General features: G+C 71.2%; 14 protein-coding genes. 1 reads left to right on the top strand and 13 read right to left on the bottom strand.

The features are described from left to right. Nucleotides 1–92 precede the first annotated feature (92 nt). The 4 genes from SCK26_RS27600 to SCK26_RS27585 all read right to left on the bottom strand — a co-directional run bounded on the left by SCK26_RS27600 (nt 93) and on the right by SCK26_RS27585 (nt 3,244). Nucleotides 93–566 (bottom strand): GNAT family N-acetyltransferase, encoded by a 474-nt coding sequence (locus tag SCK26_RS27600; protein ID WP_318204036.1) that lies wholly within the window; start codon nt 564–566, stop codon nt 93–95. Further along, complete coding sequence (locus SCK26_RS27595) at nt 557–1,501, bottom strand: RluA family pseudouridine synthase (protein WP_318204035.1); 945 nt, start codon at nt 1,499–1,501, stop codon at nt 557–559. The genes SCK26_RS27600 and SCK26_RS27595 overlap by 10 nt, the downstream gene beginning before the upstream one ends. Before the next feature lie 73 nt (nt 1,502–1,574). Further along, on the bottom strand, nt 1,575–2,225 hold the full coding sequence (lspA, locus tag SCK26_RS27590; RefSeq protein ID WP_318204034.1) for a signal peptidase II: 651 nt from the start codon (nt 2,223–2,225) through the stop codon (nt 1,575–1,577). Between the two features lie 59 nt (nt 2,226–2,284). After that, the gene (locus tag SCK26_RS27585; protein WP_318204033.1) at nt 2,285–3,244 is read right to left on the bottom strand and encodes a TraR/DksA family transcriptional regulator; all 960 of its coding nucleotides are present in this window, start codon (nt 3,242–3,244) and stop codon (nt 2,285–2,287) included. Between the two features lie 603 nt (nt 3,245–3,847). Here SCK26_RS27585 and ileS point away from each other — a divergent pair. Further along, nucleotides 3,848–6,991, top strand: a complete 3,144-nt coding sequence (gene ileS, locus SCK26_RS27580; RefSeq protein ID WP_318204032.1) for an isoleucine--tRNA ligase — start codon at nt 3,848–3,850, stop codon at nt 6,989–6,991. Nucleotides 6,992–7,505: 514 nt separating this feature from the next. Here ileS and SCK26_RS27575 read toward each other — a convergent pair. From SCK26_RS27575 to ftsW, 9 genes are all read right to left on the bottom strand, one after another. Beyond that, nucleotides 7,506–8,663, bottom strand: a complete 1,158-nt coding sequence (locus tag SCK26_RS27575; RefSeq protein WP_318204031.1) for a DivIVA domain-containing protein — start codon at nt 8,661–8,663, stop codon at nt 7,506–7,508. Nucleotides 8,664–8,715: 52 nt separating this feature from the next. Then, nucleotides 8,716–9,006: a YggT family protein gene (locus SCK26_RS27570; RefSeq protein ID WP_318204030.1), complete on the bottom strand. Its 291-nt coding sequence runs from the start codon at nt 9,004–9,006 to the stop codon at nt 8,716–8,718. A gap of 59 nt (nt 9,007–9,065) precedes the next feature. After that, nucleotides 9,066–9,707 carry a cell division protein SepF gene (locus tag SCK26_RS27565; protein WP_318204029.1) on the bottom strand — a complete coding sequence of 214 codons (642 nt, stop codon included), beginning with the start codon at nt 9,705–9,707 and terminating at the stop codon, nt 9,066–9,068. 128 nt (nt 9,708–9,835) lie between these two features. Further along, nucleotides 9,836–10,555 carry a YggS family pyridoxal phosphate-dependent enzyme gene (locus SCK26_RS27560; RefSeq protein ID WP_318204028.1) on the bottom strand — a complete coding sequence of 240 codons (720 nt, stop codon included), beginning with the start codon at nt 10,553–10,555 and terminating at the stop codon, nt 9,836–9,838. Nucleotides 10,556–10,561: 6 nt separating this feature from the next. Further along, nucleotides 10,562–11,290, bottom strand: coding sequence for a peptidoglycan editing factor PgeF (gene pgeF / locus SCK26_RS27555; RefSeq protein WP_318204027.1), 729 nt, complete (start codon nt 11,288–11,290; stop codon nt 10,562–10,564). Further along, the gene (gene ftsZ, locus SCK26_RS27550) at nt 11,287–12,495 is read right to left on the bottom strand and encodes a cell division protein FtsZ (RefSeq protein ID WP_318204026.1); all 1,209 of its coding nucleotides are present in this window, start codon (nt 12,493–12,495) and stop codon (nt 11,287–11,289) included. The genes pgeF and ftsZ overlap by 4 nt, the downstream gene beginning before the upstream one ends. Nucleotides 12,496–12,774: 279 nt before the next feature. After that, nucleotides 12,775–13,566: a cell division protein FtsQ/DivIB gene (locus tag SCK26_RS27545; RefSeq protein WP_318204025.1), complete on the bottom strand. Its 792-nt coding sequence runs from the start codon at nt 13,564–13,566 to the stop codon at nt 12,775–12,777. Nucleotides 13,567–13,591: 25 nt separating this feature from the next. Continuing rightward, entirely contained in the window at nt 13,592–14,680 is a 1,089-nt protein-coding gene (gene murG / locus SCK26_RS27540; protein WP_318204024.1) for an undecaprenyldiphospho-muramoylpentapeptide beta-N-acetylglucosaminyltransferase, read from the bottom strand. Between the two features lie 6 nt (nt 14,681–14,686). Next, a complete protein-coding gene (ftsW, locus tag SCK26_RS27535; RefSeq protein ID WP_318204023.1) occupies nt 14,687–16,048 on the bottom strand; it encodes a putative lipid II flippase FtsW in 1,362 nt (453 codons plus the stop codon).

The following is a 16,048-nucleotide window of genomic DNA, read 5'->3' as shown; positions in this document are numbered from 1 at the left end:
CCCAGTCTGCCATCGCCACCTGCGGTTACCGCACGACGCCCGGCCGGGTCGACGTCCCGCCGGGGCCCGGGCGCGGCTCGGGCCGCCGTGTCCTACAGGGACCGGCGCATCGCCCGGTGGGGTATGCCGGCGTCCGGGAACTCCGGGCCGTACGCCGCGTAGCCCAGGCGTTCGTAGAAACCCAGGGCCTGGGTCTGCGCGTGCAGGTCGACCGCCGTGAGGCCCCGCGCGCGTGCCGCCTCCTCGATGGCGCGCACCAGGGCCGCGCCGACGCCGAGCCCGCGTGCCGCCCGGGTGACGGCGAGCCGGCCCAGCGAGCCGACCGACGCGTCCCCGCCGGTCTTGGCCGCCGCCGCGTCACCGTGCAGCAGCCGTCCGGTGCCCAGCGGCAGCCCGTCCTCGCGGACCGCCAGCACGTGCACGGCCACCACGTCGTAGGCGTCGTACTCGATGTCCTCCGCGACGCCCTGTTCGGCCACGAAGACCTCCTTGCGGACCGCGAAGCAGGCCTCGCGGTCCACGGGGTCCTCGGCGACCCGGACGGTGTACCGCGGGCTCACGCCCATGTCTCCTCCCGGACCTGGTCGAGGGCCTTCTGGAGGTCCTCGGGATAGTCGCTCGCGAACTCCACCCAGCGGCCGTCGCCGGGGTGCTCGAAGCCGAGGCGGACGGCGTGCAGCCACTGGCGGGTCAGGTGCAGCCGCTTGGCGAGGGTCGGGTCGGCGCCGTAGGTGAGGTCGCCGACGCACGGGTGGCGGTGGGCGGCCATGTGGACGCGGATCTGGTGGGTGCGGCCCGTCTCCAGCTTCACGTCCAGCAGGGAGGCGGCGCGGAAGGCCTCGACGAGGTCGTAGTGCGTCACGGAGGGCTTGCCGTCGGCCGTGACCGCCCACTTGTAGTCGTGGTTCGGGTGGCGGCCGATGGGGGCGTCGATGGTGCCGCTCGTCGGGTCCGGGTGGCCCTGGACCAGCGTGTGGTAGCGCTTGTCGACCGTGCGCTCCTTGAACTGGCGCTTGAGCGAGGTGTACGCGTACTCGGACTTGGCGACCACCATCAGGCCCGAGGTGCCTACGTCCAGGCGGTGCACGATGCCCTGGCGCTCGGCTGCGCCGGAGGTGGAGATCCGGTACCCGGCGGCGGCGAGGCCGCCGATGACGGTCGGGCCGGACCAGCCCGGCGACGGGTGCGCGGCCACGCCGACCGGCTTGACGATCACGACCACGTCGTCGTCGTCGTGCACGATCTCCATGCCCTCGACCGGCTCGGCGACCAGCTGGACCGGTGCGGGCGCCTGCGGCATCTCGACCTCCAGCCAGGCACCGCCGTGCACCCGCTCGGACTTGCCGACCACCGCGCCGTCGACCTGGACCTTGCCGGCCGCGGCCAGCTCCGCCGCCTTCGTGCGGGAGAAGCCGAACATGCGGGAGATGGCGGCGTCGACGCGCTCGCCCTCCAGGCCGTCGGGCACGGGCAGGGTGCGGATCTCGGGAATCGTGCTCACCCGTCGAGTATGCCGGACGGGCCGCGGCACACCGAACGAGCCTGTGGAAAACCTCCCCGTCCCGGCCCCGGCCTCAGTCCTTGTGGACGGTGCCGTCCGGGTCCAGGCCGTAGAAGGACAGCACCACGATCAGGATGCCGCCGCACACGATGGCCGAGTCGGCGAGGTTGAACACCGCGAACCCCTTGGGCGCGATGAAGTCCACCACCGCGCCCTCGAAGACGCCGGGCGAGCGGAAGATCCGGTCGGTGAGGTTGCCGAGCGCGCCGCCGAGCAGCAGGCCGAGGGCGACCGCCCAGGGGAAGCTGTGCAGCTTGCGGGCCAGCCGGATGATCACCACGATCACGATCGCGGCGATCAGCGAGAAGATCACGGTGAAGGCCGCGCCGAAGCTGAAGGCGGCGCCGGGGTTGCGGATGACGTGCAGTTCCAGCAGGTCGCCGACGACCCGGATCGGCGCGCGGCCCTCCAGCCGGGAGACGACGAGCATCTTGCTGATCAGGTCGAGGGCGTACGCGAAGGCGGCCACCGCGAACAGCACGGCGATCCGGCGCGCCCGGCCGGCCTGGCGCGCCGCGCGGGCCGGCCGCTGGTCCGCGCCGGCCTCCTCGGAGCCACTGGCCTCGCCGGACGCGGAGCCGGCGGGGGCTCCGGCCGGCTCCGTCTGCTGGTGATCGTCGTCCGGGGTGTCCGGCGTACCGATGATGCGCTCCGCCTCTGCCACGTGAGTCCCTCAACCTAGGTGCCTGACTGGGCACGAGACTACGGCACGGCCGGGCGCCCTCAGGAGCGGCGTTCCTGCTTCTGTTTGCACTCCACGCACAGCGTCGCCCTGGGGAACGCCTGCATGCGCGCCTTGCCGATGGGGTTGCCGCAGTTCTCGCACAGACCGTAGGTGCCCGCGTCCAGCCGTTCCAGGGCGCGCTCGGTCTGGCTGAGCATCTCGCGCGCGTTGCCGGCCAGCGCCAGTTCGTGCTCGCGCGTGATGTTCTTGGTGCCGGTGTCGGCCTGGTCGTCGCCGGCGCCGTCCCCGGAGTCCCGCATCAGGCCGACCAGGGACGCCTCCAAGGAGCTGATCTCCTCCCGCAGCCGCTCCAGCTCGGACTGGAGCTCCGCGCGCGCCTCACCGGCCTCCTCCGGGCTCCAGGGGTCCTCGCCGGGACGCACGGCCAGTTCGCCGGGCTCCACCGCGCCTGCCCGCGCCTTGGGAACGGCGGTCTGTTCCGCCGTGGCCGTGCCAGGAGTGTTCTTCGCAACCACCGTCGTGGCTCCCGTCTGCTCCGCGGCCCGCGCCGCGCCCGCTTTCTTGGCCGTGCTCGTGTGCGCCGCCGCCTCCCGCGCCGCGGCCTTCCCGGTGGCGGCCTCCCCGGGAGCGGCGGTCTTCTCGGCGACGGTCCTGTCCGCGGCCGTCCCCGCGACAACCGCCGTCTTCACGGCCGTCTTCTTCACGGCCGCCTTCTTCCCGGCCGTCTTCTTCCCGGCCGTCTTCTTCCCGGCCGTCTTCTTCGTGGCCGCCGTGGCCGCCGCTCCTTTCCTGCCGACCGCCGCCTTCTTGCCGACCGCCGTCTTCGCCGCGACGGCTTTCTTCTTCCTTGCCGCCGACTTCTTGGCAACGGCCGTCTTCGTGGCGGCGGCCGTCTTCTCGGTGACGGCCGTCGTGTCCGGGGCCGTCTTCCCGGCGGCAGACCGCGCGCCGGTCTTTCCGGTCGCCGGCTGCTGTACGGCGGTCTTCTTCGCCACCATGGCCGCGGCCCCTTCACATATTGTGATCTTTCCGGTGAATCGTGCTGGGACGATAAATCGACTCGAGTCCCGCGGCAACGGGGCACACCGCCCGACTCGCCCGCCCGCACCCCCGGAGCCACGGGCCTGCATCCGTTGTGCCCAGCTCCCCGCCGGGTAATCCGCCGCGCCCGGCCCGCCGGGCCCCGGCCGCCCGCCCCCTCGCCATTCGGGTCACGCGGCCCGGTCACCGGCCGTCCGCCCCCGCCCCGGGAAAACCGGTCCGCCGCTGTCCGCGCGGCGCCGTACACTGGGCGGAGCGAGAAGCGTGGATGGGGACGAGTAGCGGCGTACGCAGCCATGAGCGACCCGGGGACGGTGTGAGCCCGGGGGCGAGCGCGACGTGAAGATCACCCCGGAGCCGCCGGAAGAAAGCCGCAGCCCGAGGGCGACGGCGAGTAGAACCGGCTTCGCGCCCCAATGAGGGGGCTCACCGGCGCGTACGGCGTGCCGGGGAGCCAAGGAGGGTGGTACCGCGGGAGCGCGCCGCACACGGCGTACACAGGATCGAAGGCTCTCGTCCCTCCGACGGAAGGCAGCAAGTCCGTTGGAGGATGCTCGCAGATGACAGCGCCGACGTACCGCCAGGTGCCCGCACAGGTCGACCTGCCCGCTCTTGAGCACGCCGTGCTCGACTTCTGGCACGAGCAGAAGATCTTCGCCAAGAGCCTGGAGCAGTCCGAGGGCCGCCCGGAGTGGGTGTTCTACGAGGGCCCGCCCACCGCCAACGGCATGCCCGGCGCCCACCACATCGAGGCGCGCGTCTTCAAGGACGTCTTCCCCCGCTTCCGCACCATGCGCGGCTACCACGTGGCCCGCAAGGCCGGCTGGGACTGCCACGGTCTGCCCGTGGAGCTGGCCGTCGAGAAGGAGCTGGGCTTCTCCGGCAAGCAGGACATCGAGGCGTACGGCATCGCCGATTTCAACGCCAAGTGCCGCGAGTCCGTGACCCGGCACACCGACGCCTTCGCCGAGCTGACCACCCGCATGGGCTACTGGGTCGACCTGGACGACGCCTACCGCACGATGGACCCCGAATACGTGGAGTCCGTGTGGTGGTCGCTGAAGGAGATCCACGGCAAGGGTCTGCTGGTCCAGGACCACCGCGTCGCCCCGTGGTGCCCGCGCTGCGGCACCGGCCTGTCCGACCACGAGCTGGCGCAGGGCTACGAGACGGTCGTCGACCCGTCCGTGTACGTCCGCTTCCCGCTCACCTCCGGCCCGCTCGCCGGCCAGGCCGCGCTCCTGGTGTGGACGACGACCCCGTGGACGCTGGTGTCGAACACGGCGGTCGCCGCGCACCCCGAGGTCACCTACGTCGTCGCGACCGACGGCGAGGAGAGGCTCGTCGTGGCCGAGCCGCTGCTCGCCAAGGCGCTCGGCGAGGGCTGGGAGAGCACGGGCCAGACCTTCACCGGCGCCGAGATGGAGCGCTGGACGTACCAGCGCCCGTTCGAGCTGGTGGAGTTCCCGGAGCCCGCGCACTTCGTGGTGAACGCCGACTACGTCACCACCGAGGACGGCACCGGTCTGGTCCACCAGTCCCCGGCCTTCGGCGAGGACGACCTCCGCACCTGCCGCGCCTACGGCCTGCCGCTGGTGAACCCCGTCCGCCAGGACGGCACCTTCGCCGAGGACGTCCCGCTGGTCGGCGGCGTCTTCTTCAAGAAGGCGGACGAAAAGCTCACCGAGGACCTGTCGCAGCGCGGCCTCCTCTTCCGGCACCTGCCCTACGAACACAGCTACCCGCACTGCTGGCGCTGCCACACCGCGCTGCTCTACTACGCGCAGCCCTCCTGGTACATCCGCACGACGGCGGTCAAGGACCGGCTCATCCAGGAGAACGAGAAGACCAACTGGTTCCCGGAGACGGTCAAGCACGGCCGCTACGGCGACTGGCTGAACAACAACATCGACTGGGCGCTGTCCCGCAACCGCTACTGGGGCACCCCGCTGCCGATCTGGCGCTGCGAGGACGACCACCTCACCTGCGTCGGCTCCCGCGCGGAGCTGACCGAGCTGTCCGGCACCGACCAGTCCGGCCTCGACCCGCACCGGCCGTACATCGACGAGGTCACCTTCGCCTGCCCGCACGACGGCTGCGGCAAGACCGCCACGCGCGTGCCCGAGGTCATCGACGCCTGGTACGACTCCGGCTCGATGCCGTTCGCGCAGTGGGGCTACCCGTACAAGAACAAGGAGCTGTTCGAGAGCCGCTACCCGGCGCAGTTCATCTCCGAGGCCATCGACCAGACCCGCGGCTGGTTCTACACGCTGATGGCCGTCGGCACGCTCGTCTTCGACAAGTCGTCGTACGAGAACGTCGTCTGCCTCGGCCACATCCTGGCCGAGGACGGCCGCAAGATGTCCAAGCACCTGGGCAACATCCTGCAGCCGATCCCGCTGATGGACCAGCACGGCGCGGACGCGGTCCGCTGGTTCATGGCGGCCGGCGGCTCCCCGTGGGCCGCGCGCCGCGTCGGCCACGGCACCATCCAGGAGGTCGTCCGCAAGACGCTGCTGACCTACTGGAACACGGTCGCCTTCCAGGCGCTGTACGCACGCACGTCGAACTGGGCGCCGTCCGCGGCGGACCCGGCGCCGGCCGAGCGCCCGGTGCTGGACCGCTGGCTGCTGTCCGAACTGCACGCGCTGACCGACCAGGTGACCCAGGCGCTGGAGGCGTACGACACCCAGCGCGCCGGCAAGCTGCTGTCCGCGTTCGTCGACGACCTGTCCAACTGGTACGTCCGCCGCTCGCGCCGCCGGTTCTGGCAGGGCGACAAGGCCGCGCTGCGCACGCTGCACGAGGTGCTGGAGACGGTCACCAAGCTGATGGCGCCGATCACCCCGTTCATCACCGAGCGGGTGTGGCAGGACCTCGTCGTCCCGGTCACGCCGGGCGCGCCGGAGTCCGTGCACCTGGCCGCCTGGCCCGAGGCCGACCTCTCGGTGATCGACCCGGAGCTGTCCCGGCAGATGGTGCTGGTCCGCCGGCTGGTGGAGCTGGGCCGTGCCACGCGCGCGGAGTCCGGCGTCAAGACCCGCCAGCCGCTGTCCCGCGCGCTGATCGCGGCGACCGGCTTCGAGTCCCTGGACCGGGAGCTGCACACGCAGATCACCGAGGAGCTGAACGTCTCGTCCCTGGCGTCGCTGTCCGAGGTCGGCGGCAGCCTGGTCGACACGACCGCCAAGGCCAACTTCCGGGCGCTGGGCAAGCGGTTCGGCAAGCGGGTGCAGGACGTGGCGAAGGCCATCGCGGGCGCCGACGCCGCCGCGCTGTCCCTCGCGCTGCGCGAAGGACAGGCGTCCGTGGAGGTCGACGGTGAGACCGTCACCCTCGCCCCGGACGAGGTGATCATCACGGAGACCCCGCGCGAGGGCTGGTCGGTGGCCTCCGACTCCGGTGCCACGGTGGCGCTCGACCTGGAGATCACCGAGGAGCTGCGGCAGGCGGGTCTGGCCCGGGACGCGATCCGGCTGATCCAGGAGGCCCGCAAGAACAGCGGTCTGGACGTCGCCGACCGGATCGCGCTGCGCTGGACCTCCACGGACCCGGCGGTCGTCGCGGCCCTGTCCGAGCACTCCGGGCTGATCGCCGACGAGGTCCTCGCGACCGACTTCGCCCAGGGCGAGGCCGACGGCGGCTACGGCGAGCCCTTCACCGACGAGGGGCTGTCGCTCACGTTCCGCCTGCGCAAGGCGTAACGACCGGACACCCGGAAGGCCCGGCTCCCCGCGAGGGGGCCGGGCCTTCGGCGTCGCGGGAAGCGACCGGGCGCGCCGGGGCGGGCCGGATTCGAACCGGCGTCCTCCTAGATGCCATCGAGGCGCGACGACCGTCTGCGCTACGCACCCCGGCGCGCAGCGAAGGCTACCCGAAAACGATCATCGCGGCCCACCGGCTTCCGGAAGCCCGTCTGGCCGCACGCGCGCACCGCGCACTAGTCACCAGCTGCCATGCGCCCGCGCACTCCTGCACCACACCACCACCGAAACGACCCCACGCGCCCGGCGCACGGACTCACAACCGCGCGAAAGAGAGCGCCCACGAGATGGCACCCGGCGTGAGGAGACGCACTCCCCGGACCGCGACCCGGCGCGAGGGAGCGGGTACGGAGGCCACGGCGCAAGGCAAAAGGGCGCGGCCCCGGATCGTAACCCGGGGCCGCGCCCTGAATGCTGCCGACGCCTGAGGCGTCCTACACACCGTGCCCGGTGCTCAGTTGTCGTCCTCGTCGATCAGGAACCCGCGCATCGGCGAGGGAGCCTGGCCCATCGAGGACGGTCCCTGCGGGCGGACCGGGGCCATGGGCTGCGTCATGGCCGGGGTCATCTGCTGCTGGCCGCCGCCGTAGGACGGACCGGACGGGGCCTGCGAGCCGCCCATCGACTGGTTGCCGCCGTAGGACGGGGCACTCGCGCCGGCCGGAGCCATCGAGGGCGCCGGGGACGGCGGCAGCGAAGCGGCGGCCGGAGTGCGCGGCGGCGCCAGCGAGTCGTCGGCCTGGGTCTCCAGCTGACGCAGCTGCGACTCCAGGTACGACTTCAGCCGCGTGCGGTACTCGCGCTCGAAGCCGCGCAGGTCCTCGACCTTGCGCTCCAGCGTGGCGCGCGCGGACTCCAGGGAGCCCATGGCGACGCGGTGCTTCTCCTGCGCGTCCCGCTCCAGGGCGTCGGCCTTGGCACGGGCGTCACGCTCCAGACCCTCGGCGCGGCTGCGGGCCTCGCCGACGATCTTGTTGGCCTCGGAACGTGCCTCGGCGATCGCCTGGTCGGCGGTCTGCTGGGCCAGCGAGAGGACACGGGCGGCGCTGTCGCCGCCGGGAGCCTGACCGGGGCCGCCCATCGGACCGCCCATGGGGCCACCCATGGGACCGCCCATCGGGCCGCCCATCTGCTGCTGCATGGGCGGCTGACCGCCCATCGGGCCCTGACCCATCGGACCCTGGCCCATCGGGCCGGGACCCTGCGGGCCACCCTGACCGCCGGGGCCGGCGGGCAGCTGCGGGGCACCGCTCGGCAGCTGGGGCGGACCACCCATGGGGCCACCCATCTGCTGCTGCGGCGGGCCCGATATCCCGGCGGGCACCGGCTGGCCGGGACCTCGCATGCCCTGCTGCTGAGGGTGTTGCTGCTGCTGGGGGTGTTGCTGCTGCTGTTCCTGCTCCGGGGGCTTGCGCGCGTTCTGCTGGTTCTGCGCGGCGGCTCGCGTCGCGGCGGCCAGCTTGGCGCGCAGGTCCTCGTTCTCGCGGAGCAGACGGGTCAGTTCGGCTTCGACCTCGTCGAGGAAGGCATCGACCTCGTCCTCGTCATAGCCTTCTCGGAGGCGGACGGTCGTGAACTGCTTGTTCCGCACGTCCTCGGGGGTCAACGGCATCTCTTCACCTCAACGTAGTCATCGGCAGTCGGCAAGACCGGATCGTCCACCCTCATCTCACGAAGCCCTGCGCGATGGAGATGAGAATGTAGACGATGATCATCAGTACGAAGAAGGACAGGTCGAGCGCCACGCCCCCGAGACGCAGCGGCGGGATGAACCGCCGCAGAAGCTTCAGCGGTGGATCGGTGACAGTGTAGGTGGCCTCCAGAACGACCACCATCGCCTTGCCGGGTTGCCACGAGCGGGCGAACTGGAAGACGTAGTCCATGACGAGCCGGAAGATGAGCACGACGAGGAACACCATCAGCGCGATGTAGATCACCTGCGCGAACACGCTCATGCCCTGCGGTTCCCTCTCCCCTGTCCATGCTTTTCCGTGCTTCGGTCCTGCGTTGCGTCTCAGCTCTGGTTGAAGAACCCGCCCTCTGCGATGCGGGCCTTGTCCTCCGCCGTGACATCGACGTTAGCAGGAGACAACAGGAACACCTTCTGCGTCACCCGCTCGATGCTGCCGTGAAGACCAAACACCAAACCGGCCGCAAAGTCGACAAGTCGCTTCGCGTCTGTGTCATCCATCTCAGTCAGATTCATGATCACCGGGGTGCCCTCACGGAAGTGTTCCCCGATGGTACGGGCTTCGTTGTAGGTCCGCGGGTGAAGCGTGGTGATTCGGTAAGGCTCTCGTTCCGACACAACCTTGGGCATGATCACCGGCGCGTTCTTCTCCAGGGACTGACGTTCTTGTGTGATGGATGCCACGGGCGCGATGCGCGCCGGGCGTCCGGATTCCGCGGCGAGCGAAGTCGAATGGGCAACCGGTTCGCGAGGCGCGGGGGGCTGCACGATCCGCACCTCTTCGTCCCTTTGGGGCGAATGCGCACCATGCGGCTGATGTGACGGTTCGTGCCGTCGATGGTCCCGCTCGGGCTCGGGGTCCAACTCGGGCTCGAAGTCGTCGTCGGGGTCGAATCCACGGCCGTCGTACCCATCGTCCTCCACGAGGCCGAGGTAGACCGCCATCTTGCGCATCGCGCCGGCCATGCTCTGAGTCCTCCGCTCTGTGGTGGATCGGCTGACGACTGCCAAGTGCCCGCGATCCACGTGGTCGTTGTGCCCAATTTCACGGGCATTGACCATATTTTCTGCTGTGGTCCGACTTCCTGGCGACGTTACCCGAGCCTGGGGCGGACTCCGAGTACCGCGGTGCCAATGCGCACATGTGTCGCCCCGGCGGCCACGGCCTGTTCGAGGTCCGCGCTCATCCCTGCCGACACCATGGTTGCAGCCGGATGAGCCCGGCGCAGGTCGGTCGACAAATCCATGAGCCGCTCGAACGCCGCCTGTTCGCGTCCCGCGTACTCCCCGGTGAGCGGGGCGACGGTCATCAGTCCGTCGAGCCGCAGCCCGGGCGCGTCGGCGACGAGGTCGGCCAACTCTTCGATTCCGCCCGGGGCCACTCCGCCGCGGTCGCCGCGGGCGCTCGCCCCGGCGTCGAGCGCGACCTGGAGCAGACAGCCCACCTCGCGCTCCGCCCGCACCGCCTCCTTCGACAGCGCGTCGACGAGCCGGGAACGGTCGACCGACTGCACGACATCGGCGTAACCGACCACGGATCGCACCTTGTTGGTCTGCAACTGACCGACAAAGTGCCAGTTCAGCGACAGGTCCGCACACTCGGCGGCCTTCGGGCCCGCCTCCTGGTCGCGGTTCTCGGCGACATGGCGCACACCTAGCTCCGACAGGATGCGCACATCGCTCGCCGGGTGGGTCTTGGTGACCACGATCAGGGTCACCTCCTCCCGCTTGCGCCCCGCCGCCACACACGCGGCGGTGATGCGCTCCTCCACCTTCGCCAGGTTCGCGGCGAGTTCGGTCCTACGGTCCGTCATGTCCTATCAGTCCAGCCAGACATAGCCGGCGAGCCGCCCGGTGGTGCGGTCGCGGCGGTATGAGAAGTGGTCGTCCGACTCCAGCGTGCACACCGGCGTCCGCGCCCGGTCGCACACCCCGAGCCGGTCGAGCTGCGCGTGCACTCCGGCGCTCACATCGAGCGCCGGAGTGCCCCAGCTCGTCTCGGCGTGCGCCGCCGGCTCGACGGCGGCCACCTCGGCGCGCATCGCCTCCGGCACCTCGTAGCACCGGCCGCACACGGCCGGTCCGGTGCGGGCGACGATCCGGCCCGGTTCGGCGCCGAGTTCGACCATGGCCCGTACGGCGGCGGGGACGACCCCCTTGACCATGCCGGGCCGGCCGGCGTGCGCCGCGGCGGCGACCCCGGCGACGGGGTCGGCCAGCAGCACCGGCACGCAGTCGGCGGTGAGGACGGCCAGGGCCAGTCCGCGCCGGACGGTGACGATCGCGTCGACCTCCGGCACCGGCCTCCCGCCCCACGGCTCGTCCACCACGGCGACTTCGGCGCCGTGCACCTGGTTCATCCAGACGACCTCGTCCGGGTCCAGGCCGAGCGACTTGGCCGCCAGTTCGCGGTTGCCGCGCACCGCCTCGGGCGTGTCGCCGACCGCTCCGCCGAGGTTCAGCTCCTCATACGGAGCGGCGCTCACCCCGCCCCACCGGTCGGTGAAGGCGAAGTGCGCGCCGCTCACGCTCTCGCGCCGTCCTATCACTTGAGGAAGTCCGGGACGTCCAGCTCCTCGGCCGCGCTGTCCGAGTAGGTCCGGGGCGCCGGGGTCACCGGCGGGGCGACCGGGATGTCCGGCACCGGCTCGGGCGCCGGCTCCGGCTCCTCCTTCGGCTTGACGCTGCCCAGCGAGCCGAAGGACGGACGGCTGGGCTCGCTCGGCCGGGCCGGGGCGGGCTCCTCGCGGCGGGCGGGGGCCGAACCGGAAGCCGAGCCGAGGACGTTCTCCCGGCGGGCCGGCGGCTGGCCGCCGTCGAAGCCGGCCGCGATCACGGTGACCCGCACCTCGTCGCCGAGGGCGTCGTCGATGACCGCGCCGAAGATGATGTTGGCCTCGGGGTGGGCGGCCTCGCTGACCAGCTGAGCGGCCTCGTTGATCTCGAAGAGGCCGAGGTCGGAGCCGCCGGAGATGGAGAGCAGCACGCCCCGGGCGCCGTCGATGGACGCCTCCAGCAGCGGCGAGGAGATCGCCATCTCGGCGGCGGCCACCGCGCGGTCGTCGCCGCGGGCCGAGCCGATGCCCATGAGGGCCGAACCGGCCTCGGACATGACCGACTTCACGTCGGCGAAGTCCAGGTTGATCAGACCGGGGGTGGTGATGAGGTCGGTGATGCCCTGAACACCGGAGAGCAGGACCTGGTCCGCGGACTTGAAGGCGTCCAGGACCGAGACCTGGCGGTCCGAGATGGACAGCAGCCGGTCGTTCGGGATGACGATGAGGGTGTCGACCTCTTCGCGCAGTTCGGCGATGCCGTCCTCGGCCTGGTTCGCGCGGCGCCGTCCCTCGAAGGTGAACGGGCGCGTGACCACGCCGATGGTGAGGGCGCCGAGCGAGCGCGCGATGTTGGCCACGACGGGCGCGCCGCCGGTGCCGGTGCCGCCGCCTTCACCGGCCGTCACGAAGACCATGTCGGCCCCCTTGAGGACCTCCTCGATCTCCTCGCGGTGGTCCTCGGCGGCCTTGCGGCCGACGGCCGGGTTGGCTCCGGCGCCGAGTCCGCGGGTGAGTTCGCGGCCGACGTCGAGCTTGACGTCGGCGTCGCTCATCAACAGCGCCTGTGCGTCGGTGTTGATGGCGATGAACTCGACGCCCTTGAGACCGACCTCGATCATCCGGTTGATGGCATTGACACCACCGCCGCCGACACCGATGACCTTGATGACTGCGAGGTAGTTCTGCGGTGCTGCCACGTCGAAGGCCTCTCGCCTCGAATTACGTTGTCGCCGCCGGGCGGTGCCCCGCGCCGGGACGACGGATGCCGAATGGGACGGTCCGTAGCGCCGACCCGAACCCTAACCCTGAAGTTTAGGGTTACCAGTGTGTCTGTTCCCTGGAGTCTTCCGAACAGGACACTAAGTCGACAAGTGGCGCCCGTTCAACGAACACGCCGAACCTCCCGTTTTTCTTTTCACCCTATGTGATCAGCCGTAGCGGTGCCCAACCAGGGGGCTGGCCTGGGCTGATGTGCGTCAACTCCCTGATGACGCAGGGGCGGTGGGAACGGTGACGTCGAAGTACCGTGCGCCCGGAGCTGCTTTCATGAGAGCCGTGAGGGCCCGTGCCTTCGCGCGGCCGTGCTCGTCGCTGCCCCAGGCCACCGTGCGGCCGTCGCCCAACTCGACCGAGACGGCGTCGTAGGAACGCACCCGGACGGTCCGGGCGGTACGCGCCACGGGGGCGGGCAGGTCGCCGGCGACCCGGACGGCCGCGCGCACCAGCCGGCCGGTGCCGAACCGCCGCAGGCTGGCCGCGCCGGGACCCTTCCGGGAGGCGGACAATTCCAGGCCGGGAACGCCTTTCGGCGCCTGCGGAACCGTCGCGAAACGGACACCTTCGTCGTCGACTTCGACGAAGTTCCGGCCCTTTCGGATCAGTAGGACCGGAGTGCGTTCGCTCACTTTCAGGTCGATTCCCCGGGGCCAGGAACGCACCACGTCCACGGTGTCGACCCGGGGCAGTTTCCGGCGGATCCGGGCCGCGATGGCGTCCGTGTCGACGGACGCCATCGGCGCTCCGACGGGCGCGTCCGCCGCCTCGCGGACCTGTGCCGGGGTCAGCACCAGCGTGCCGGACACCGAGACGTGCCGCACCCGCAGCCACTGCGAGCCGTACAACACCCAGGCACCACCGGCCCCGAGCAGCACGACGACCACGGCCAGGATGACGATCGTACGAAGGCGCCGACCGGGGCCGCGGGCGGGCGGCGGACCGGACGACCCCTGCTGGCGTTCTCCGCGCTCGGCGGTAGTCGGTCCGGCCACCGTCACTGCCTTTCGTCATACGGTCCTAACGGCGCGAGGCGATCGCCTCGTACACCATGCCGACGAGCAGCTCGTCGGCGTCCCGGCGGCCGAACTCGCTGGCCGAGCGGGACATCTCGTACAGCCGGTGCGGGTCGGCGAGCACGGGCAGCACGTGCTGCTGCACCCACTCGGGCGTCAGTTCCGCGTCGTCGACGAGGAGTCCGCCGCCGGCCTTCACCACCGGCTGGGCGTTCAGCCGCTGTTCGCCGTTGCCGATGGGCAGCGGGACGTACGCGGCCGGCAGGCCCACGGCGGAGAGTTCGGCCACGGTCATCGCGCCCGCGCGGCAGAGCATCATGTCGGCCGCGGCGTACGCGAGGTCCATCCGATCCAGGTAACTTACCGGGATGTAGGGGGGCATTCCCGGCATCTGCTGCACCTGCGGCAGTTCGTTCTTCGGGCCGACCGCGTGCAGGATCTGGATACCGGCCTGCTGGAGCCAGGGAGCGACCGTCTGCGTCACCTCGTTCAGCCGCCGGGCGCCCTGCGAGCCGCCGGAGACGAGCAGCGTGGGCAGGTTGGGGTCGAGGCCGAAGCGGTGGCGGGCCTCGGGACGGACGGCGGCGCGGTCCAGCGTGGCGATGGAGCGGCGCAGCGGGATGCCGATGTAGCGGGCGTCGCGCAGCTTGCTGTCCGGGGTGGAGACGGCGACCCGGGCCGCGTAGCGCGAGCCGATCTTGTTGGCCAGGCCGGGACGGGCGTTGGCCTCGTGGATCACGATGGGCACCCCGAGGCGCTTGGCGGCCAGGTAGCCGGGCAGCGCGACATAGCCGCCGAAGCCGACCACGACGTCCGCCTTGGTGCGCTCCAGGATCTGCTCCGCGGCCTTGATCGTGCCGCGCAGCCGGCCCGGGACGGTGATCAGCTCGGGAGTGGGCTTGCGGGGCAGCGGCACCGCCGGGATCAGTGCCAGTTCATAGCCGCGCTCCGGGACGAGCCGGGTCTCCAGGCCGCGCTCCGTGCCCAGGGCCGTGATCCCCACGGTCGGGTCCTGCCTGCGCAGGGCGTCCGCGAGGGCGAGCGCGGGCTCGATGTGGCCGGCGGTCCCCCCACCGGCGAGTACGACATGCACCGAAATTCACCGCTCTCCGGACGAACGCGCCGCCGAGGCACGCCGTCGCATCGTGTTCCATCTCCGAGGCCCCCGCTCGGCACCGGAGCCTCCCGCCCGCTTTTTACCAAAGCGGGGTTGCCGCATCGCAAGCGCTGCCCGCGCAGCGGGCTCGTCGCGCGCGAAGGCGATCAGCAGCCCGATGGCGAACATGGTCGGCAGCAGGGCGGACCCTCCGTAGGAGAACAGCGGGAGCGGGACGCCGGCGATCGGCAGCAGGCCGAGCACCGCACCGATGTTGATCACCGCCTGGGCGGTGATCCAGGTGGTCACGCCTCCCGCGGCGTACCTCACGAAGGGGTCCTCCGTGCGTCCGGCCACGCGGATACCCGCATAGCCTAGAGCCGCGAACAGGGCGAGCACCGACAGCGTCCCGGCCAGACCCAGTTCCTCACCGGTGACGGCGAAGATGAAGTCCGTGTGGGCTTCCGGGAGTTGGCCCCATTTTTCCACACTCGCACCGAGTCCGGAGCCGAAGAGTCCGCCGGAGGCGAGCGCGTAGATCCCGTGCACGGCCTGCCAGCAGTCGGCGACCCCGCTCTTGGGCTCGGTGGCGCCGATGCAGGCGAGCCGGGCCATCCGGTTGGGGCTGGTCTTGATCAGGAGCACCCCGATCAGTCCGGCCACCGACAGTACCCCGGCGAACAGCCGGGTCGGCGCGCCGGCGAGCCACAGCAGGCCGAAGAGGATCGCCGTGAGGATGATCGCGGTGCCCATGTCGCCGCCCAGCATGATCAGTCCGAGCAGCAGGAAGGTGACCGGGACCAGGGGGACCAGCATGTGCTTCCACTGGGCCAGCAGCCTCCTCTCCTGCTTGCGGGCGATCAGGTCCGCGCCCCACAGCACCAGGGCGAGCTTGCCGAACTCGCTGGGCTGGATCTGGAAGGAGCCGCCGAGGGAGATCCAGTTCTGGTTGCCGTTGACCGACATCCCTATCCCGGGCACCTGCACCAGGGCCATCAGGAAGACGGCGGCGGCGAGGATCGGGTAGGCCAGCGCGCGGTGCAGTTTCACCGGCATGCGGGAGGCGGCGAACAGCAGTGCGCCGCCGATGAGCGCGGCCAGGAACTGCTTGCGGAAGAAGTAGGACCCGGGCAGCGACAGCTGGAGCGCGGTGATCTGGGAGGCCGAGTAGACCATCACCAGGCCCAGCACGGTGATCAGCACGCTGCCGCCGAGGATCAGGTAGTAGGCGGTCAGCGGCCGGTCCCAGGCCTTGCGCGCGCGGGTGTAGAACCGCTGTACGGGGTTCTCGCGCGGGATACGGGGGGAGGCGGGACGGCGGGACGCCCGCTGTACGGGCGGCCGGCCGGTGCGGCTACCGGGCAT

The organism is Streptomyces sp. SCL15-4 (genome assembly GCF_033366695.1).
Classification (GTDB): Bacteria; Actinomycetota; Actinomycetes; order Streptomycetales; family Streptomycetaceae; genus Streptomyces.
This window is presented reverse-complemented; position numbering and strand designations above follow the sequence as displayed.